This is a genomic window from Brevibacterium sp. ACRRH (assembly GCF_022346365.1).
In the GTDB taxonomy this organism is placed as follows: domain Bacteria; phylum Actinomycetota; class Actinomycetes; order Actinomycetales; family Brevibacteriaceae; genus Brevibacterium; species Brevibacterium paucivorans.
On the sequence record NZ_JAKRMN010000006.1, the window covers coordinates 73,498 to 91,994 of the forward strand.

Sequence of the window (18,497 nt, forward strand, 5' to 3'; positions counted from 1 at the left end):
TCAGTGGTCTCCCGATGTTGAGTCAGGCGAGTTGCCGGTGGACGCTGCTACTACGGATTCGCAGTAATCGGTGTCCGAGCAGGCATACATAACCGTTCCGTCGTTGTCCGTGACAATTTCGTCGAGATACACACCGGTGGAGCGGCACACTTCACATGGAGTATCAAAGGTCTGAGGCTCAAATGGATAGTCTTCAAACCCCAAGCTCTCTACATCTGTGTAGGGTGGCACGGCGTAAATGCGCTTTTCGCGACCGGCACCAAAGAGGTGTAGTGCTGAACTCTGATGAAGCTTGGGATTATCGAAGCTTGGGATCGGCGAGGGAGCCATTACATAGCGACTGTTGACCAGAACCGGGTAGTCATAAGTTGTCGAAAAATGACCGTACCGCTGAATGTCTTCATACAGTTTGACGTACATCAGCCCATATTCTTCCAGTGCGTGGAGTCGTTTTGTCTCCGTTTCCCGTGGTTCCAGAAAGCGGAGAGGTTCGGGGATCGGAACTTGATACACCATGATTTGCCCTTTGACTAAGGGCTTTTCAGGAATCCTGTGGCGGGTTTGGATGATGCTGGCTTCTTCGGTGTGAGTCGTTGTGGACGCGTCGGCAACCTTTTCAAAGAACTGCCGAATCGAAACTGCGTTGGTTGTGTCATCGGCTCCTTGGTCAATAACCTTGAGGGTGTCAGCTGAGCCGATGATCGCGGCCGTAACCTGTACACCACCTGTTCCCCAGCCACGTGGCATGGGGACTTCACGCGATGCAAAAGGAACTTGAAATCCTGGAATCGCGACTCCTTTGAGTAGGGATCTGCGCACGACTCGTTTTGTCTGCTCATCCAGATATCCAGTGTTGTAGTGAATCCGTGTTTCAACCATTGATGTCAGTTCCTTGGTTTGTGGTGTCTGAAGAACTATCTGCGTCGCTGTTTTTACTCTGTTTCCGCAACGCCCGAAGGAGGCCGAGTTCGGCCTGGAAGTCCACATAGTGGGGGAGCTTGAGGTGCTCGACAAACCCAGTAGCTTGGACGTTGTCGGCGTGACTGATGACGAACTCTTCATCTTGCGCTGGTGATACGCGGCGTTCTCCAAATTCGTCTGCACGAAGTGCACGGTCGATAAGCGACATTGACATCGCTTTGCGCTCAGATCGGCCAAACACCAAGCCGTAGCCACGAGTAAACTGCGGTGGGGTGTTGTCATCACCGACAAACTGGTTTACCATCTGGCACTCGGTCACTTCGAGGCGACCGATAGGTAGTGGAAAGCCGATTTCCGGCGCTTCGAATTCGACCTCGACTTCGCCCACGCGTATTTCACCCGCAAACGGGTGCGTTCGGCCGAAACCGCGCTGTGTTGAATAACCGAGGCTTAACAGAAATCCCTCATCTCCACGGGTCAGCGCCTGAAGCCGTTCGGGCCGCGTCATAGGGAAAACAGTTGGTTCACGTGTCAAGTCGGCGGGGTCCGGGTCGCTCCAGTCTTCTGGTACCTCCGGTTCGATCAGCGAATCAGTACCCAAGATGTCTGTGATGCGTGGGTATTCGCGTTCTACGTAGACACGTTCGGGGGCTTCCGCAGAGCCAAGATCTTCTCGCAGAAGACGGTGCGTATAGTCGAACGTCGCACCTAGTTGCTGACCTCCAGGCAAGTCCTTAAATGTTGCCGAAACACGTCGTTCAGGTGGCAACTGGTCAGTTTCGATTGCTATGGAGTTGCCATAGCGCGGAAGAGTGGTGCGGTAAGAACGAATGAGTGTGACTGCTTCGAGAACATCTCCTTGTGCTTGAAGTAGCGCCATTGAGGCGAGATCTTCATCGTAGAGGGAGCCCTCTGCCATTACACGAGATACGAGGTGAGACAGTTGTTCTTTGATTTGTTCCGTGGCAACAGGGGTGGATAGTCCCTGGGACCTCATGTCCAAGAGCGCGTGTGCATTCGCTATTGCGCGCTCGCCACCTTTAACAGCAACGTACATTAGGTTTTACTCCGATCGCGGTTGTCTGCAAGCGTGAGGGCAGTAGTTCGTGGCAATCCCTGAATGGTGGATTCGCCGGCGAGGAGAATGTCTACACCTCGCGGAAATTGCGACATAAGTGAAGCGCGGTCTTCGATGATGTGATCCCGCACTGTGTTGTTATCCCACAGAAAATCACCATTCACTCCTGGACCGCTCACCGTGTAGAAGGCCGTGGGGCAGTTGTTCTCGACATGGAGGAGGAGCGTCGCGGACTTGTGTGGTTCCTCGTCACTGCCTAGTTTGCACGCCGATAACCCAGGAAAGGAGTTTTGGTCGAAAACAACAACGAAGTCAGCATCCTCGAGGCGGTCAGTTACTGGTGCTCCAGTTTGGATCGTCAGCCACTGTGACACGGACGCCGAGAGCTGGCTGTCAAGCCACACCGGCGTGTTCTCGTCGCAGAGAGTAAGAAGTGAGGCGCACATCGTTGGCGATAATTCTGCAGGTGGAATGATCTGGCTTATCAGTTCATCGGAAAGCTGCTGAACCAGCAGAGGCCTCGACATCGCTTCAAGAATGATGCGGAATATACTTTGGCTGTTCTGTACTGCACGGGCGAACCCAGGCACGTATGCTTGTGTATCCATGTTCATTAGTCCTCTTCGTCCTCAAACTGGCTTTCGCGTGCCACAGTGAAGAACTCCACTAAGGTGCTTTGAGCTGTTGCGTGTTTTTCTGCGTTTTTCTTGGCGAGGTCCCTTTCGAGAGGTTCAACGACCTCACTGAGCACGCGGTGCTGACCTTCGCCAACGAGCAAAGCGTTGAAGATCGCGATGAGCTCTGCATGACGTACATCACTGCCTAGGACGTACGCGTTCCCCACTGTCTTGCTGTGACCGTCAAGAGCTACGGCGACCGTAGCGCGGGAAACGGTAGCTTCTCCTAAATTGAAGCGATCGCCCACACCACCTGCACGACCTTGAACCATCACCATGCCCACTTCGGGGCTACGGAGCTGTTCCACCTCGCAACGAGATTCCCACGCGCTCCAATGCTTCTCGATCGTGGAAACTTCTGTATTTGCTAGTACACGAGAGGATCTGCGCCATAACTCGCCGTATTCGTTAGGGGACCGGTTCATTGATTCTCCTGAACTCGTCTACTTGTCTATACAAGTAAAGGTTCAGGTGGGTAAGTGAACACTGAGTGAAACCGACGGTGGCATTTCTACCAATAGACGGTAAACACTTGGCGGTGGTGTGAAATAGGGGTAGACCATACATGTGGGCGGAGCGCGTAAGGGGTGAACACAATGGCGAGTGCTTCTTCATCAATGTCAGCTGCTGGATACGCCGTTTGGCGGTTGATAGCAGAAGAGTTGCGTTCAGAAATTTTGAGCGGAGTTTATTCCGAGGGGGAGCGACTTCCGTCTGAGAACGCTTTGGTGGCTCGGTTTGGGGTTAACCGGCATACAGTTCGACGTGCCTTGGGTGCCTTAGCAGATGAGGGGTTGGTTGAGTCGCGTCAGGGAGTTGGGGTCTTCGTTGCCGATCAGGCGGTTTATACGCACCGTATTGGTCTGCGTACTCGTTTTAGTGCGAGTGTTGGGCGCCGTACAACTTCGAAGAGCCATGTGCTCAGTAGCTGTAAAGAGGATGCGACAACTGCGGTGTCTCGGCAGCTTGATATTGAAGAGGGTTCACCGACCTTGCGGGTGGAAACAGTTAATTATGTGGATGGTTCTCCGTTTTCGCTTAGTGATCGATGGTTTGACCATGCAAGCTTTCCAAATTTTGTCGCGACCCTTCAGAAGACTGGTTCAGTTACTCAATCTCTTCGAGCTTTAGGGGTTCATGACTACTTAAGGAGCCATACCACCATCTCTGCGCGGCATGCTACGGAGAGTGAATCTCGGGAGCTTTCGTTGCCGTACGGATCGATTGTGTTGGTGGCAGAAGCTCTTGATGTTCAGATCGATGGGAAACCGCTTCAGTACCTCATTACAAAATTTGCTGCTCAGAGAGTTCGGCTCAGTGTTGACAGTCCCACGTGACGCTCTTTAAGTAACCGCCTGCGTCAGTTGCGCCACTATTGTGGGATTTTTCAATAGTGACATGGATCACTATTGAGGGGGGCGTGACAGCAATGGCAACCTTCTGCGATTTCACGGTGATCGACCTTGGGGCTGTGGGCGCAAACATCGTGGCTGGATTAGCGCGCTCTGGTTACTCTGTCGTGGGCATCGAACAAAACGCTGCAGTCAACGCCTCGGCTGGTTACGCCGGTGAGAGCAGACTTTTTCGCGTTGCGTACCACGAAGGCCCCGAATACATCGACGCTCTCATGTACTCCCGCGAGGCGTGGTTGCGGATGAACCGCACCTCGCACTCACCGGTTTTTCTGTCCACCGGTGTAGTCTCACTTGGACGCAGCGACAGTCTGCAGATGGAACGGGTGGCCGAGGCGGTCGATCAGTTCCGGATTCCACACACAAAGTTGGAGGAGTGACGAGCTGATTTCTGTGCTCCCGCAGTTCCGCAATGTCGACGGAGATGTTGCCATCATTGACGATTTTTTTTGGGGGGGGAGTGCTCCGCTCAGAACGAATCGTTCAGCTTTTTCTGCACGAAGCCACATCCCACGGTGCGACGATAACCGACCATACTCGCGTCACAGACATCGACGAAACGACCTCGGCTGTGCGAATCCATACAGACCAGGGTGAGGTAACTGCAGGAAAGGTAATCATCGCAACCGGTGTGTGGGCCCAGGAGCTTCTACCGTGGCTCGCTCCCATCGTGCGTATCGACACGATCCCGCTGTTGTGGTTCTTAACGAATCCGGGTACTGACTTCTCCCCATCTCGCTTACCAGGGTTCATCCGCGACAAAGGCTCGCAACACATTTACGGATTCCCAACACTGGACGGCGCCACCGTCAAAGTGGGTGCCGTGGTCGACCGTAAACCTCTGTCGGTGCCATAAGAACTACCGCACCACGTGCCGGCGGACAAGCTTGCCACCATGCGAAATGTCATCACGTCGCTACTAGTCGGGATCGAATCTGAACCACTCAGAAGCTCAATTCACATGGATGCCTTTACGCCAGACAGACGCCCCATTATCGATGCAATCGGTGACCGCACCGTGATCGCAACTGGATTTTCTGGCCACGGCTTTAAATTAACGCAGGCGTGGGCGCAGATTGCCATGGATCTCACGCTCGAAACGAAGCCGCTCTTTGACGCGACACCGTACCGAGCCAGTCGGTTCAACACAGAAAAATAACGCCTATGGAAGTCACACCCGGGACACTACTTCTTGACGCTGGAATTATCGGCGCTCTCCTGGTTATCAGCGCCGGTCTACGAGCGTGGGTAAGTCTGTTGCGCGCGCTCATGGTGCCGTCATCGGTTATCGGCGGTTTCATTGGGCTGGCTTTAGGGCCGTCCGGTTTGGGTATTCTGCCGTTCTCTAAGTTGTTCGGTGACTATCCGTCGGTTCTGGTGGTCATCGTGTTTATGTGCCTCGCGATGACAGCGGACCTTAAACTTGAAAAATTCGGGAGCCCGCTCGGACAATTTTTCGGGTACACGATATTGATGTACTCGGTCCAGATCTTCATTGGACTTTTGTTAACACTGGTGCTCTTAGGCCCAGTGTTCGGTACACCTGATGCATTCGGAGTGGTCCTGTTTGCCGGATGGGCCGGCGGTTTCGGTACCGTGGCAGCATTCGGACAAGTATTTGGCGAGGCGGGTCAACAAGAAATTGCAGACCTCGCATTTACATTGGCAACGGTTGGGCTTCTCGCCGGAATCGTGGGCGGGCTGATCACCGCCAAGATTGGCGCCGAGCGCGGACACGCAAAAGTGTTTGCCAGGCTCTCCAGCATTCCCGAGGACGTGCGCACCGGTGTGTTGAAAAAGACAGCGAACGCCCCGTTATTGGCCACTACGTCTTCTCCGGATCGAGTGTGGAATCGCTAGCATTCCAAGGCGGAATCGTGGTGGCGATTTCAGCGGTGGCGTACCTGGCCCAGCTCTGGTTTAAGGCGACCTTCCCAAGTGTGACGGTGCCGATGTTCTCGCTTGCCTCTATTTTTGGGCTCTTGGTGAACTTCCTGTTTCAGAAAATGAAGGGCGCGATGCTCATTGATAAGCCGTCGATGAACAGCATCTCGGGTGCCGTCACTGACGTTTTGATTCTGTGCGGAATTGCGTCGGTAAAACCGTCCGTAGTTCTTGACCACCTGGTCCCACTCCTCATTCTTTTCGCGGTCGGTCTGGCGGTCGTGCTCTTTGTCGGCCTCGTTATTGCACCACGAGTTCTGCAAGAAAACTGGTTTGAAAAGCAAATCTTCTCGTTCGGGTGGGCAACCGGCGCGGTCCCACAGGATATCGCCCTACTTCGCATTGTCGACCCCAAATTGGAATCAAACACGCTCGAACCATACGCGCTACAGGGCATTGCCAATCAAAACGAGATTCTTGCCGTTACGTTCGTGCCGGCCTTGGTCATTGGTGGGCTTGCGTGGGCAGCAACCGGGATCTGGGGTGCTGTAACGGTCCTCGGCTTCGTAATCGCGTTCGCACTGTCGCGCAAACCCGTCAAAGCGTGACGCACATAGCTGAGGAGCTTCTCGTGTGAGAAGCTCCTCAGCGCTGGGGGTGTGTCTATTTCGCTACGAACTCCGCCTATCCAAAGGTCAGGCCGTAGTAGTTCAGCGCGTCGGTGACGGGCTGGAAGTACGACTGACCGTCAACATATCCACCGTTGAAACCACAGCGCTGTGCTGCCGGTCCACCGGAAGTCATACCTACGGCGTAACCTCCTGAGGTGTAAGCGCCACCGGAGTCGCCGGAGGCTGTGCATACGGTTGAGGTTCCCAGTCCAGAAACCTGAGCGACGGATTGTCCATACTCATCGGAGTAGGTCACGGATGCGTTGTATCCAGTCACCTGTCCACATGTGACACCCGAGGTTGCTCCGGTTCGGCATAGGTCTGTTCCTACGGGTGCTTTCCAGTCACCTCGGGACGAGTCCGAAATGCCCGCGTTCGAACCGTATGTGTTGACGTCAGTGGACAGATCGGAGCCTTGCGCCAGAACTACGTAACCGATGTCGTAATCTGGTTGGCCATCATAGGACTTGAATGCAGTGTCGCCGTGAGTCGCGAAATGGCCTCCTTGTGTGTCGAGGACAGTCCAACTACGAAATCGGGCGGTTCTTAGGCATCAGTGAAGGCACGGTCAAAGTCCACATCACTTCAATCATGAAAAAGGCCCATGTGCGTTCGCGCTTAGAGCTCGTCGTTCATGCATTTAATTCGTGAGCCGTGCAACCCGTGAGCCCTGACCGGTGTCGCTGAGTGCAAACCTTGTTCATAAAACGGCATCCAGTTGCATGCGCGTGACATCCACCGATTAGGCTAGGGGATGTGACACCCGAAGAACTCAAACTCGTTATTGAACAGGCCATCTCCGCGTACAACGAAACGCACGGAACGAACGTGGAGGTACCTGCCAAACTTGTCGTGGAGCGCCCCAAGAGTCGTGACCACGGTGACTGGGCAACCAATGTGGCTCTGCAGACGGCAAAGAAGGCTGGACTGCAGCCACGTGAACTGGCAACCGACCTGGCTCAGATCTTGAGTGGAGTGGACGGGATTGACAAGGCCGAGGTCGCCGGCCCTGGCTTCTTGAATATCACCTTGGCTGCGGACGCGGCCGGGAAGCTTGCCGCCGACATCGTTTCGGCTGGTCGCGAGTATGGCCGCGGAGAATCGCTCAAAAACTCCACCATCAACTTGGAGTTCGTATCGGCTAACCCAACTGGGCCACTGCACATTGGGCACACACGTTGGGCGGCTCTAGGAGACGCTATCGGTCGCGTTCTCAAGGCCGCCGGTGCCACGGTGACCACCGAGTACTACATCAACGACGCCGGTTCCCAGATGGACACGTTCGCCAATTCAGTACTTGCGCGCATGCGTGGAAAGGATGTACCCGAAGGCGGTTACCCCGGTCAGTACATTGCCGACATCGCCCGTGAACTGCTCAGCCGCCACCCGGAGTGGAACGACGCAAAAGACGACGAGATCTTTGACCATGTCAAAGACGAAGCGTACAAAGTGCAGCTGAAAGATATTTCGGACACCTTGGAGTCCTTTGGCGTGCATTTCGACACGTGGTTCTCCGAACGCACGCTACACGACACCGGCGCCATTGCCGAGGCGGTAGAACGTCTGCGCGAACAGGGTCACGTTTTCGAAAACGAGGGTGCCATTTGGCTCCGGACCACAGACTTCGGTGATGACAAGGACCGTGTTCTGGTGCGGTCCGACGGGGTGCCTACCTACTTCGCCGCTGACGCCGCGTACTACCTCAACAAGCGCGACCGTGGCTTTGACGAAAAGATCTACCTTCTGGGAGCCGACCACCACGGTTACGTGGGACGCCTCAAAGCTTTGGCCGCAACCGCCGGCGATGACCCCGACCGCAATATCGAAATTCTCATCGGGCAACTCATTTCCGTGAACGGTGCGCGCCTTTCAAAGCGTGCCGGCAACATTATTGAGCTCCGCGACTTGGTGGAATGGCTCGGATCGGACGCAGTCCGCTACTCACTGGCGCGCACCCCAGCCGACTCGCCACTGGCACTTGACCCTGAAGTACTCAAGTCCGCCAGCAACGACAACCCCGTCTACTACGTCCAGTACGCACACGCTCGCGCAAAGAGCGTAGAACGGAAAGCCACCTCGGCGGGAGTATCCACGGACTCCTTCGACCCGGCAACCCTGCAAGACCCCACCGAGGCGGCACTTTTGTCTGCGCTCGCAGACTACCCGCGCGTAGTGGCTCAGGCTGCACAGTTGCGTGAGCCTCACCGCGTGGCCCGGTACCTGGAGTCGCTGGCGGGACTGTTCCACAAGTGGTACGACGCATGTCGCGTGACCCCTCTGGGCGATGACCCGGTTGAGCCCGTTCACGCATCTCGCCTCATGTTGGATCGAGCGACCGCAACCGTCCTGTCCAACGGTCTTGACCTCATGGGTGTTTCCGCACCTGAAAGGATGTAATGCCTGCTCACCCCTCCGGTGTGTTGCACGCCGGTCCGTCTCCTGTCTGGTTGCCTGAACCAGACGACGTCAATGAACTCATGCCGTCGCTGTGGTCGAAGAACACGGTTAAGAAGGACGGTGTTCTCACAGTGTGCGGTCATTCGGTTCTTGACCTGGCGCGCACGTGGGGATCGCCCATGTTCGTGTTTGACGTGGATGACTTCCAAACGCGGGCACGTGATTTCGCCCAGTCGTTTGCCCAGGAATTCGCCGCGAACGGGATGACTGCAAGCGGATACTACGCAGGAAAAGCGTTCCTGTGTACCGCCGTAGCCCGCTGGGCGGTTGAGGCTGGACTGGGCGTAGACACATGCACGTTAGGTGAGTTGCTGACTGCACGCGCGGCAGGTGTCGACCCACAAAAGGTTGGTCTCCACGGCAACAACAAATCGGACGCTGAACTGGAAATGGCAGTGTCGTGGGGGATCGGACGGATCGTGGTGGACTCGTTGGACGAGATCCCTCGAATTGAACGAGTCGCGGAACGATTCGGCGTGACAGCGCCTGTCATGGTGCGAGTGACTGTGGGCGTCGAAGCACACACGCACGATTTCATCGCTACGGCGCACGAAGACCAGAAATTCGGCCTGTCTCTGTCCAGTGGCCAGGCTCTCGAGGCGTGTAAGAACGTGTTGAAGAGCCCTCACCTGGACCTGGTTGGCTTGCACTCACACATCGGTTCGCAGATTTTTGACGCTGAGGGCTTCATCTTGGCGGCAACGCGCGTGCTTCGCTTGCGTGCCGCCTTGCAGCGGGATTTTGGGGCTCCTGTCGCCGAGGTGGATCTGGGTGGCGGTTTTGGTATCCGGTATACGTCGCAGGACACTCCGAGTTCTTTTGCTGACATGGCTCGCAAACTTGCGCGCGCTGTTGTCCGTGCGTGTGAAGACGAGGACACGGATCTTCCACATGTGTCCTTTGAACCTGGGCGTGCAATCGTGGGGCCCTCGGCCTTTACGTTGTACCAGGTGGGTACCACCAAGCCCGTGTACACGGATCAGGGCGTGCGCACGTATGTGTCTGTCGACGGTGGAATGAGCGACAACGCGCGGACCGCACTGTACGACGCAGACTATTCGTGTACTTTGGCTTCCCGACACTCCGACGCTGAACCCACCGTGGTGCGTGTGGTTGGAAAACACTGCGAATCCGGTGACATCGTGGTGCGCGACGAGTACCTCCCGTCCGATGTCACGACGGGTGACTTGATTGCTGTTCCCGATACGGGCGCGTACTGCAAACCGCTCTCGTCGAACTACAACCTGGTTCCACGGCCCGGTGTTTTAGCTGTAGAAGAAGGTCGCGATCCGTACTGGATCGTGGAGCCGGAAACCTACTCCGATTTATTTGCAACCGATCCTGGATTCGATCCAGCTCTACTCAAAGGAGACTCATGACCCTCAAGGTCGCACTGTTGGGTGCGGGCACCGTTGGTGTGGAAGTCGCTCGTCGCATTCTGGAACGTCCAGATGAACTCCGTGATCGGATTGGCGATGACCTGGAGCTGACCGGCGTCGTCGTTCGCGATACGTCAAAGGAACGTCCAGGTATCCCAGCAGACCTGATTACCACGAACGCGAACGATGCGATTCAAGGCGCGGACATCGTCGTTGAGCTGATGGGTGGGATCGACCCAGCCCACGAACTGATCCTGAGTGCCCTCAACTCTGGTGCCTCAGTGGTCACGGCAAACAAAGCACTTTTGGCTAAGCACTTTGCAGAATTGTTCGAAGCCGCTGACCGAGCTCAAGTACGTCTCGAACACGAAGCTGCTGTAGCAGGCGCGATTCCGATCATTCGACCCGTCGGTGACTCACTCGCCGGTGACCGTATCACCCGTGTCATGGGAATCATGAACGGAACCACCAACTACATCTTGGACAAGATGGAGACAGAAGGGTGGAGCTTTGACGAAGCGTTGAAGACGGCCCAGGAACTAGGGTACGCGGAAGCCGACCCAACCGCAGACGTTGAAGGTTTTGACGCAGCAGCCAAGGTTGCCATTTTAGCTTCGCTTGCCTTTCACACTCCGGTCACCATTGACGACGTGTACGTTGAAGGTATTACATCCGTGACCGCTGAAATGGTGGAGACTGCGCGTTCACAAGGTTTCACGATCAAACTTCTGGGCATCTGCGAAAAACTTGATGACGTGGGCAAGGTTTCAGCTCGTGTCTACCCAGCGCTTCTACCGAACTCACACCCGCTGGCGTCAGTGGGTGGTGCATTCAACGCGGTGTTCGTTGAAGCTGAAGCGGCAGGTGAACTCATGTTCTACGGGCAGGGGGCAGGAGGTGCTCCAACAGCATCGGCTGTTTTGGGGGACATTGTTTCCGTTGCTCGTCGCAAAGTTCTGGGCGGACGCGGACAGTACGAACGTCGTACACGTACCACGTTGCCGGTTGCGTCGCTGGGCGAAATCACCACGCGTTATCAGATCACCTTGGACGTGGTTGACCGGTCGGGTGTGTTGCAAGCTGTGACTGAAGTATTCGCTAACCAGGACGTCTCTATCGAACTGGTACAGCAGACTCAGTACGATGACCAGGGTGACGGCGACTCACGCGCCAAACTTGTCATTGCAACACACTCAGCAACTGACAGTGCGTTAGCCCAAACGGTGAAGCACCTCAACGAGCTCGACGTAGTGCGCGAAATCCAGTCAGTTCTGCGCATCGAAGGCCAATAAGGAGAAGCACTCATGGCACACCAGTGGCAGGGAGTTATCAACGAATACCGCGAATACCTCGACATTGACGCAGACACTCCTGTGGTCAGTCTGGGCGAAGGCGGAACGCCTCTGATTTTCGCTGAACACCTTTCGGACCGTGCAGGTGCAAACGTGTACGTGAAGTTCGAAGGAATGAACCCTACGGGGTCGTTCAAAGACCGCGGAATGACCATGGCAATCACCAAGGCCCGAGCGCAAGGAGCGCAAGCGGTCATTTGCGCGTCAACCGGGAACACCTCGGCGTCCGCTGCCGCGTACGCAACCAAGGCTGGACTCACGTGCGCTGTTTTGGTGCCAGCCGGGAAGATCGCCATGGGCAAAATGAGCCAGGCGATCGCACATGGCGCAACCCTGGTCGAGGTCGACGGGAACTTCGACGACTGCCTTACCCTGTGTCGCAAGCTGTCGGAAGCGTACCCGGTTCACTTGGTGAATTCGGTGAATCCGGACCGCATCGAAGGACAGAAAACAGCGTCGTTCGAGATCGTGGATGCGTTAGGTAAAGCACCGGATGTACATATTCTTCCGGTTGGAAATGCTGGAAACATCACGGCGTACTGGAAGGGCTACAAGGAATACCAGGCGGCAGGTAAGGCTCAGTCCCAGCCACACATGTGGGGATTCCAGGCAGCCGGGGCAGCTCCTCTGGTGGCCGGTCACCCGGTCGACAACCCGGAAACCATCGCGACGGCGATCCGAATTGGTAACCCGGCGTCGTGGAAGCAGGCCGAAGCGGCGCGAGACGAATCCGGCGGGCTCATCGACTCCGTTACCGACGAGCAGATCCTCGAAGCACACCGGGTGCTCAGCTCGACTGAAGGCGTGTTCGTAGAACCAGGATCGGCTGCCTCGATTGCTGGCCTTCTCAAAATGGCTCAAGCCGGGCACATCCAAGCAGAATCCACGATCGTATGTACGGTTACCGGACACGGGCTGAAAGACCCGCAGTGGGCACTCAAAGCGGCCGGTGGGGACTCGATCGAGCCGGTCAAGGTGTCTGCCGATGTTGTTTCGGCAGCTTCTGCGCTCGGTTTGGAAGCATAACGTGCTCACGATCGAAGTTTCGGCGCCCGCAACCTCGGCCAACCTGGGGCCCGGATACGACAGCTTTGGGATGGCACTCGACCTGTCGGACAGCATTACCGCTGTCCTCCACGACGAGCCCGTAGATCTGAACAACTGCGTGAAGGTTTCAGGCGAGGGAGAAGGGCAACTGCCTACCACCTCGGACCACCTCATTCACCGCGTCACCACGACGATTCTGCGCGACCGCGGAATTGACGTGGGGGACCGGCTCACGCTCGACTGTGTCAACGCGATTCCTCAGTCGCGGGGGATGGGGTCGTCAGCGGCATCGGTGGTCGCGGGAATTTCGATTGCGGACGTGATCTCTGAACACTTCGAGCAACCCAAGCCGTCTGCACAAGACAAGTTGCGGTGGGCGATCCATTTTGAGGGTCACCCCGACAATGCGGCGCCTGCCCTTTTCGGAGGCGTGTCCGTGAGTTGGGTGGATGGCGATGGGCAACCGGTTTCGGCGTCCTTACCCGTCCATCCGTCGATCACCGCCGTGTTGATCGTGCCGGATACGCGTTTGGATACGCAGGTTGCACGGGATTTGCTTCCCGAGGTCGTTCCTCACTCGGATGCGGCCGCTAACTCAGCGTGTGCGGGGCTTTTGGTTCATGCGATCGGAAATGACCCGTCGCTGTTGTTTGAAGCAACTGTGGATCGGTTGCACCAGGAATACAGGCGTAGCGCGATGCCAGAGTCACTGGCCCGTGTTGATGCCTTACGTGACGCTGGTCTAGCCGCGGTGGTCTCAGGTGCCGGACCCACGGTCGCGGTGTTGGGGACCGAGGTGGATTTGCTTGCGCGGTGTGAGGACATTTTGTCCGGTGACGAGTCTCGGATGATCGCGGCATCGATTGCCGACTCCGGAGTTGTTGTCACGTCAACACCTCGCTGAGTGGGTTTTTGTAATTGTTTAAGGTGTGGCAGTCGTCGTGCCCACGAGTGCTGTGTGAGACACGGCGGGCGCCAGTTTTGTGTTCCAGCTGAGTGTTAGGTAGGGTGAAAGCGTTCCGCTCGGGTTATTACGCCGAGTTGTCAAGGAACATTCTCGTATCATTTCGATACTCTCTTGCAGTAGCACCTCCTGGTGCGCAGTCCGTTGCTGGGCGAATCACCATATGTCTTCGCGCCAGCCAAACGAGGGAGAAGGAACCTTCGTGTCAGAAACCACACAAACCGAACCAGTACGTTCGGGAAGCCTCACCGCCCTGCGACTTCCACAACTTCAGGAAATGGCGGCGGGACTGGGAATAAAAGGGTACCGACGTTTGCGCAAAAGCGAGCTTATTGATGCTATTCAGTCCGCGCAGTCGGGCAACTCCGCCCCCAAGACCACACAAGAACCCGCGGCTAAGCAGGCGTCGGAAAATGTAGAAGAGAAGAAGTCTCAGGGTGAAGGACGTACTCGTCGCCGTCACCGGCGCGATGACTCAAACGCGACTTCATCTGACTCCCAGAGCAGTGACAACAACCCCGGTGACAACAACCAGGACGATGAGAACAACGGTCGGTCCAGGAATGGTCGCCGTGATGGCGGTCGCGACAAGAACGGTCGCGACGGAAACCGTGACAAGAACGGTCGTGATAACCACCGCGAAAACAACCGTGACAAGAAAGACGACGACCGCAACGATGGCGGTCGTGACGGTGGCCGAGACAAGAAGAACGACGACAAGAACGGTCGCGACGGAAACAACGACGGCGGCCGGGATAACAACGGTCAGAACCGGGACGGCGATGACGACAACCACGGTCGTCGCGGAAACCGCAACCGAGGGCGCGGTCGGGACCGGAAACGTCGCGGTCGCGACGACGAGCAGGACCTCCGTCCCGACGACGTGCTGATCCCCGTGGGCGGTATTTTGGACGTCCACGACAACTACGCCTTCTTGCGCACCTCGGGCTACTTGCCTGGGCCAAACGACGTATACGTGTCAGCAAACATGGTCAAGCGCAATGGCCTGCGCAAGGGTGACGCCGTGACCGGCGCTATCCGCCAGCAACGTGAAGGTGAGCGCCCCAACAAGCGCGAAAAGTTTGACGCTCTGGTCAAGTTGGACACAGTTAACGGCCTGTCCGTTGAAGATGCCAAGCGTCGCGTTGAGTTCTCAAAGCTCACGCCTCTCTACCCGCAGGAACGACTGCGTCTCGAGACCGAAGCGAAGCAGATCTCCACGCGCATCATCGACCTGGTCTCGCCCATTGGTAAGGGCCAGCGTGGTCTGATTGTGGCACCGCCCAAGGCCGGTAAAACCACAATCATGCAGCAGATCGCCAACGCGATCCACACCAACAACCCCGACGTTCACCTCATGGTTGTGCTGGTCGACGAACGTCCTGAAGAAGTCACCGACATGCAGCGGGCAGTCAAGGGTGAAGTGATCGCGTCGACGTTCGACCGCCCTGCAGACGACCACACCACCATTTCTGAACTTGCGATCGAACGTGCAAAGCGCTTGGTCGAAATGGGTATGGACGTCGTTGTGTTGCTTGACAACATCACCCGTCTGGGACGCGCGTACAACCTGGCACAGCCAGCTTCTGGACGTATTCTGTCCGGTGGTGTCGACGCAAACGCACTGTACCCACCCAAGAAGTTCTTCGGTGCAGCTCGCAACATCGAAGGCGGCGGTTCGCTGACCATCCTGGCTACAGCACTGGTAGAAACCGGCTCCAAGATGGACGAAGTGATCTTCGAAGAGTTCAAGGGAACCGGAAACATGGAACTGCGCTTGAGTCGTCAACTGGCCGACAAGCGCATCTACCCAGCTGTTGACGTCAACGCCTCTGGAACCCGCCGTGAGGACAACCTCATGAACCCAGAAGAGACTAAGGTCATGTGGCGTCTGCGTCGCGTGCTCGCCGGTCTTGAACAACAGCAGGCAATCGAGCTGCTCATTTCCAAGCTTAAGGAAACCGGTTCCAACGCAGAGTTCTTGCTTCAGGTTCAAAAGACCACACCTCTGCCCAAGTCAGCTGCGGATGACGCTTAATGGATACGGATCTTTCATCTGTTGAAGCCAGCGTTCGCTCTCTTTTAGACGAACACGAACGGATTGAGGCTGAACTTGCCAACCCGGACGTTCACGCGAACGCCGGGTTGGCCCGCAAGCTCACGCGTCGTTACTCAGAACTGGATCAGATCGCCAAAACGTACCGCGAACTCAACCAGTGCCTCAGCGATGTTGAGGATGCAAAAGAGTTGGCCAGTGAAGATCCGGCTTTCGCTGAAGAGGCCAAGAACCTGGAAAACCGCATCGAGGTGTTGCAGGACAAGCTCCGTGAGCTCCTCATTCCTAAAGACCCCGATGACGCACGCGACGCGATCGTGGAAGTCAAAGCGGGTGAAGGAGGAGACGAGTCCGCACTGTTCGCCGGTGACCTGGTGCGTATGTACCAGCGCTGGGCAGACGACCGCGGGTGGACCACGGAAGTCCTCGACTCAACCGAAGCGAACCTGGGCGGTTACAAAGACATCACCATCGCAATTAAATCGCGTGAAGGTGGCGTCTACGGTTGGCTCAAGTTCGAAGGTGGAGTCCACCGCGTACAACGCGTTCCGGTGACGGAATCGCAGGGGCGGATTCACACCTCGGCGGCGGGAGTTTTGGTTTTCCCAGAAGTCGACGAGCCAGAAGAAATCCACCTTGACGACAACGACCTCAAAATCGACGTGTACCGGTCGTCTGGACCCGGTGGTCAGTCGGTGAACACCACCGACTCGGCGGTTCGCATTACGCACTTGCCTACCGGAATCGTTGCCAGCTGTCAGAACGAAAAGTCGCAGCTTCAGAACAAGGAAGCCGCGCTGCGTATGTTGCGCGCTCGAATTCTGGCCAAGCAAGCTGAAGAAGCTGCCGCAGAAGCCAACGACATGCGCCGGTCGCAGGTGCGAACGGTTGACCGTTCGGAACGTATCCGCACGTACAACTTCCCAGAAAACCGCATCGTGGACCACCGGACTGGCTTCAAGGCCTACAACCTGGACCAAGTCCTGGACGGACGCCTCGACGATGTCGTAGAGTCTGCTCGTGCCGCTGACCGGGCAGCCCGCCTCGACGACATTGGCTAACGCCGACCAACTGTTGCGCCAGGCCATCCAACAGCTGGCCCACGCAGGAGTCGAAAGTCCCACAGCCGACGCGAAAACACTCTTTGCGTGGGCGTGGGACATTTCCGTGTCTGAACTGGGAAGCCACGTTTTGCGCGGAACCGACGTGCCCTGCGAGGTGAGCGCGCGGTATGCCCAAGCCTGCGAGCGCCGTAGTGCGCGTGAACCCCTGCAACACATCACCGGTGTTGCGCCGTTTCGGTACCAGGAACTGCTTGTGGGGCCCGGGGTGTTCATTCCACGGCCTGAAACCGAACTCATGGTCTCGCACGCGGTTGAGTACTTGGCCGGTCTTCCTGGGGACAGCCACACGGCAGTCGATTTGTGTACAGGCTCAGGTGCGATAGCCATTGCACTTGCAACCGAAGTCCCCAGAACACACGTCCATGCGGTTGAACTCAGTCCGGAAGCTGCCCGCTTTACCGAACACAACATCGACCGGTACCGGCCCGCTTTCGAAGCCCACGGAAGTGCAGTAACCCTGCACATAGGCGACGCGACAGAATTTCTGGGAACGACCTCGGCCCAGGTCATCACCTGCAACCCGCCCTACGTGGCACGCACAGTCGAACACGCGCCCGAAGTTGCCAGTGACCCGGACCTTGCGCTCTATGGCGGGGGAGCGGACGGCGCGGAACTTCCGCAAGAAATCATCGCCCGCGCGCCCAGAATCTTGGCACCCGGCGGCCTGCTCATCTGCGAACACGCCGAATACAACGCGTACACCATTGAGAACGCATTCCACCGGGCGGGTTTCACATCAGTTGAGACCGTGGGCGACTACACTGGCAGAGACCGATTTACACGCGGATATTCTGCACATTCAGGAGAGGATGATCGTGTCTCGCACATTTGATCTTGCCAATGAACAGGTGCGGGACCTCATTTTGGAGGAATGTACTCGAGTGGTCCGCGACGACGGTCTCCTGGTCATTCCCACGGACACCGTGTACGGCATCGCGGCTGACGCGTTTTCGCCCAACGGAGTTGCCAAACTTCTCAAGGCGAAAGGACGCGGGCGCAACATGCCACCGCCGGTATTGGTGCCACGTGCGGAAACGGTGATGGGGCTCGCCGAGGCGGTCGACAGCACAGTCATGGAACTCACCGCGCGCTTTTGGCCGGGTCCGCTCACGATCATCTGTAACGCCCAACCGAGCCTGCACTGGGACTTAGGGGACACGCATGGAACCGTGGGTCTACGCATGCCCGACCACGAAGATACCCTGGCCCTGTTGTCCAAAGTTGGGCCGTTGGCGGTGTCGAGCGCCAACCTATCTGGCGAGCCTGCGGCGGTGACCGTCGAGCAGGCGGCGAACATGCTGGGCGACCGCGTCGATATCTTCCTCGACGGTGGTGAAGCGCCTGGTGGCCAGTCGTCCACGATTATCGATATGAGTGGCTCGGTCCCGCGCCTCCTGAGGGAAGGCCCCATCAGTTTTGATGAGCTGGCCCAGGTGGTTGACGGTTTGGAACCGCTAGCGCCGGAGGCATGACGC

At 56.9% G+C, this 18,497-nt stretch carries 20 protein-coding genes; 15 read left to right on the forward strand and 5 right to left on the reverse strand.

The features are described 5' to 3' along the window. Genes MHX53_RS07590 through phnG form a run of 4 tightly spaced genes read right to left on the reverse strand, consistent with a single transcriptional unit; the run spans position 1 to position 3,101 of the window. Positions 1-879 (reverse strand): alpha-D-ribose 1-methylphosphonate 5-phosphate C-P-lyase PhnJ, encoded by an 879-nt coding sequence (locus MHX53_RS07590; RefSeq protein ID WP_239271935.1) that lies wholly within the window; start codon positions 877-879, stop codon positions 1-3. Then, positions 872-1,978, reverse strand: a complete 1,107-nt coding sequence (locus MHX53_RS07595; RefSeq protein ID WP_239271937.1) for a carbon-phosphorus lyase complex subunit PhnI — start codon at positions 1,976-1,978, stop codon at positions 872-874. Before MHX53_RS07595 ends, MHX53_RS07590 begins: the two co-directional genes overlap by 8 nt. After that, positions 1,978-2,607 carry a phosphonate C-P lyase system protein PhnH gene (phnH, locus tag MHX53_RS07600; RefSeq protein WP_239271939.1) on the reverse strand — a complete coding sequence of 210 codons (630 nt, stop codon included), beginning with the start codon at positions 2,605-2,607 and terminating at the stop codon, positions 1,978-1,980. Before phnH ends, MHX53_RS07595 begins: the two co-directional genes overlap by 1 nt. 5 nt (positions 2,608-2,612) lie before the next feature. Continuing rightward, on the reverse strand, positions 2,613-3,101 hold the full coding sequence (phnG, locus tag MHX53_RS07605) for a phosphonate C-P lyase system protein PhnG (protein WP_239271941.1): 489 nt from the start codon (positions 3,099-3,101) through the stop codon (positions 2,613-2,615). A gap of 171 nt (positions 3,102-3,272) precedes the next feature. On the opposite strand from phnG, the gene phnF reads away from it, so the two are divergent. From phnF to MHX53_RS07635, 6 genes are all read left to right on the forward strand, one after another. Beyond that, the gene (gene phnF, locus MHX53_RS07610; RefSeq protein ID WP_239271943.1) at positions 3,273-4,013 is read left to right on the forward strand and encodes a phosphonate metabolism transcriptional regulator PhnF; all 741 of its coding nucleotides are present in this window, start codon (positions 3,273-3,275) and stop codon (positions 4,011-4,013) included. Positions 4,014-4,096: 83 nt separating this feature from the next. Then, positions 4,097-4,468: a hypothetical protein gene (locus tag MHX53_RS07615; protein WP_239271945.1), complete on the forward strand. Its 372-nt coding sequence runs from the start codon at positions 4,097-4,099 to the stop codon at positions 4,466-4,468. An 80-nt stretch (positions 4,469-4,548) separates the two neighbouring features. Beyond that, entirely contained in the window at positions 4,549-4,944 is a 396-nt protein-coding gene (locus MHX53_RS07620) for an FAD-dependent oxidoreductase (protein WP_239271947.1), read from the forward strand. A 39-nt stretch (positions 4,945-4,983) separates the two neighbouring features. Beyond that, positions 4,984-5,247, forward strand: a complete 264-nt coding sequence (locus MHX53_RS07625) for a hypothetical protein (protein WP_239271949.1) — start codon at positions 4,984-4,986, stop codon at positions 5,245-5,247. A gap of 5 nt (positions 5,248-5,252) precedes the next feature. After that, positions 5,253-5,948 (forward strand): sodium/glutamate symporter, encoded by a 696-nt coding sequence (locus tag MHX53_RS07630; protein WP_239271951.1) that lies wholly within the window; start codon positions 5,253-5,255, stop codon positions 5,946-5,948. Next, positions 5,936-6,580: a hypothetical protein gene (locus tag MHX53_RS07635; RefSeq protein ID WP_239271953.1), complete on the forward strand. Its 645-nt coding sequence runs from the start codon at positions 5,936-5,938 to the stop codon at positions 6,578-6,580. The genes MHX53_RS07630 and MHX53_RS07635 overlap by 13 nt, the downstream gene beginning before the upstream one ends. 76 nt (positions 6,581-6,656) lie before the next feature. On the opposite strand, the gene MHX53_RS07640 is transcribed toward MHX53_RS07635, so the two are convergent. Next, the gene (locus MHX53_RS07640) at positions 6,657-6,920 is read right to left on the reverse strand and encodes a S1 family peptidase (RefSeq protein WP_239271955.1); all 264 of its coding nucleotides are present in this window, start codon (positions 6,918-6,920) and stop codon (positions 6,657-6,659) included. 479 nt (positions 6,921-7,399) lie between these two features. On the opposite strand from MHX53_RS07640, the gene argS reads away from it, so the two are divergent. The 9 genes from argS to MHX53_RS07685 all read left to right on the forward strand — a co-directional run bounded on the left by argS (position 7,400) and on the right by MHX53_RS07685 (position 18,494). After that, the gene (argS, locus tag MHX53_RS07645) at positions 7,400-9,040 is read left to right on the forward strand and encodes an arginine--tRNA ligase (RefSeq protein WP_239271957.1); all 1,641 of its coding nucleotides are present in this window, start codon (positions 7,400-7,402) and stop codon (positions 9,038-9,040) included. Beyond that, the gene (gene lysA / locus MHX53_RS07650; protein ID WP_239271959.1) at positions 9,040-10,479 is read left to right on the forward strand and encodes a diaminopimelate decarboxylase; all 1,440 of its coding nucleotides are present in this window, start codon (positions 9,040-9,042) and stop codon (positions 10,477-10,479) included. The genes argS and lysA overlap by 1 nt, the downstream gene beginning before the upstream one ends. Then, the gene (locus MHX53_RS07655; RefSeq protein ID WP_239271961.1) at positions 10,476-11,771 is read left to right on the forward strand and encodes a homoserine dehydrogenase; all 1,296 of its coding nucleotides are present in this window, start codon (positions 10,476-10,478) and stop codon (positions 11,769-11,771) included. The genes lysA and MHX53_RS07655 overlap by 4 nt, the downstream gene beginning before the upstream one ends. 12 nt (positions 11,772-11,783) lie before the next feature. After that, positions 11,784-12,857 carry a threonine synthase gene (gene thrC / locus MHX53_RS07660; RefSeq protein WP_239271963.1) on the forward strand — a complete coding sequence of 358 codons (1,074 nt, stop codon included), beginning with the start codon at positions 11,784-11,786 and terminating at the stop codon, positions 12,855-12,857. A gap of 1 nt (position 12,858) precedes the next feature. Further along, entirely contained in the window at positions 12,859-13,782 is a 924-nt protein-coding gene (gene thrB / locus MHX53_RS07665; RefSeq protein ID WP_239271965.1) for a homoserine kinase, read from the forward strand. A 262-nt stretch (positions 13,783-14,044) separates the two neighbouring features. Continuing rightward, entirely contained in the window at positions 14,045-15,880 is a 1,836-nt protein-coding gene (gene rho, locus MHX53_RS07670) for a transcription termination factor Rho (RefSeq protein ID WP_239271967.1), read from the forward strand. Next, the gene (gene prfA, locus MHX53_RS07675) at positions 15,880-16,959 is read left to right on the forward strand and encodes a peptide chain release factor 1 (RefSeq protein ID WP_204514479.1); all 1,080 of its coding nucleotides are present in this window, start codon (positions 15,880-15,882) and stop codon (positions 16,957-16,959) included. Before rho ends, prfA begins: the two co-directional genes overlap by 1 nt. Then, positions 16,919-17,854 (forward strand): peptide chain release factor N(5)-glutamine methyltransferase, encoded by a 936-nt coding sequence (gene prmC, locus MHX53_RS07680; RefSeq protein ID WP_239271968.1) that lies wholly within the window; start codon positions 16,919-16,921, stop codon positions 17,852-17,854. Before prfA ends, prmC begins: the two co-directional genes overlap by 41 nt. Then, positions 17,832-18,494: an L-threonylcarbamoyladenylate synthase gene (locus MHX53_RS07685; protein WP_180965250.1), complete on the forward strand. Its 663-nt coding sequence runs from the start codon at positions 17,832-17,834 to the stop codon at positions 18,492-18,494. The genes prmC and MHX53_RS07685 overlap by 23 nt, the downstream gene beginning before the upstream one ends. Positions 18,495-18,497 lie beyond the last annotated feature (3 nt).

Bases quoted from the DNA above. Each gene is read 5' to 3' on its own strand.
- MHX53_RS07590 (WP_239271935.1), bottom strand. From the start codon at position 879: ATGGTTGAAACACGGATTCACTACAACACTGGATATCTGGATGAGCAG.
- MHX53_RS07595 (WP_239271937.1), bottom strand. From the start codon at position 1,978: ATGTACGTTGCTGTTAAAGGTGGCGAGCGCGCAATAGCGAATGCACAC.
- phnH (WP_239271939.1), bottom strand. From the start codon at position 2,607: ATGGATACACAAGCATACGTGCCTGGGTTCGCCCGTGCAGTACAGAAC.
- phnG (WP_239271941.1), bottom strand. From the start codon at position 3,101: ATGAACCGGTCCCCTAACGAATACGGCGAGTTATGGCGCAGATCCTCT.
- phnF (WP_239271943.1), top strand. From the start codon at position 3,273: ATGGCGAGTGCTTCTTCATCAATGTCAGCTGCTGGATACGCCGTTTGG.
- MHX53_RS07625 (WP_239271949.1), top strand. From the start codon at position 4,984: ATGCGAAATGTCATCACGTCGCTACTAGTCGGGATCGAATCTGAACCA.
- MHX53_RS07630 (WP_239271951.1), top strand. From the start codon at position 5,253: ATGGAAGTCACACCCGGGACACTACTTCTTGACGCTGGAATTATCGGC.
- lysA (WP_239271959.1), top strand. From the start codon at position 9,040: ATGCCTGCTCACCCCTCCGGTGTGTTGCACGCCGGTCCGTCTCCTGTC.
- MHX53_RS07655 (WP_239271961.1), top strand. From the start codon at position 10,476: ATGACCCTCAAGGTCGCACTGTTGGGTGCGGGCACCGTTGGTGTGGAA.
- thrC (WP_239271963.1), top strand. From the start codon at position 11,784: ATGGCACACCAGTGGCAGGGAGTTATCAACGAATACCGCGAATACCTC.
- prfA (WP_204514479.1), top strand. From the start codon at position 15,880: ATGGATACGGATCTTTCATCTGTTGAAGCCAGCGTTCGCTCTCTTTTA.
- MHX53_RS07685 (WP_180965250.1), top strand. From the start codon at position 17,832: ATGATCGTGTCTCGCACATTTGATCTTGCCAATGAACAGGTGCGGGAC.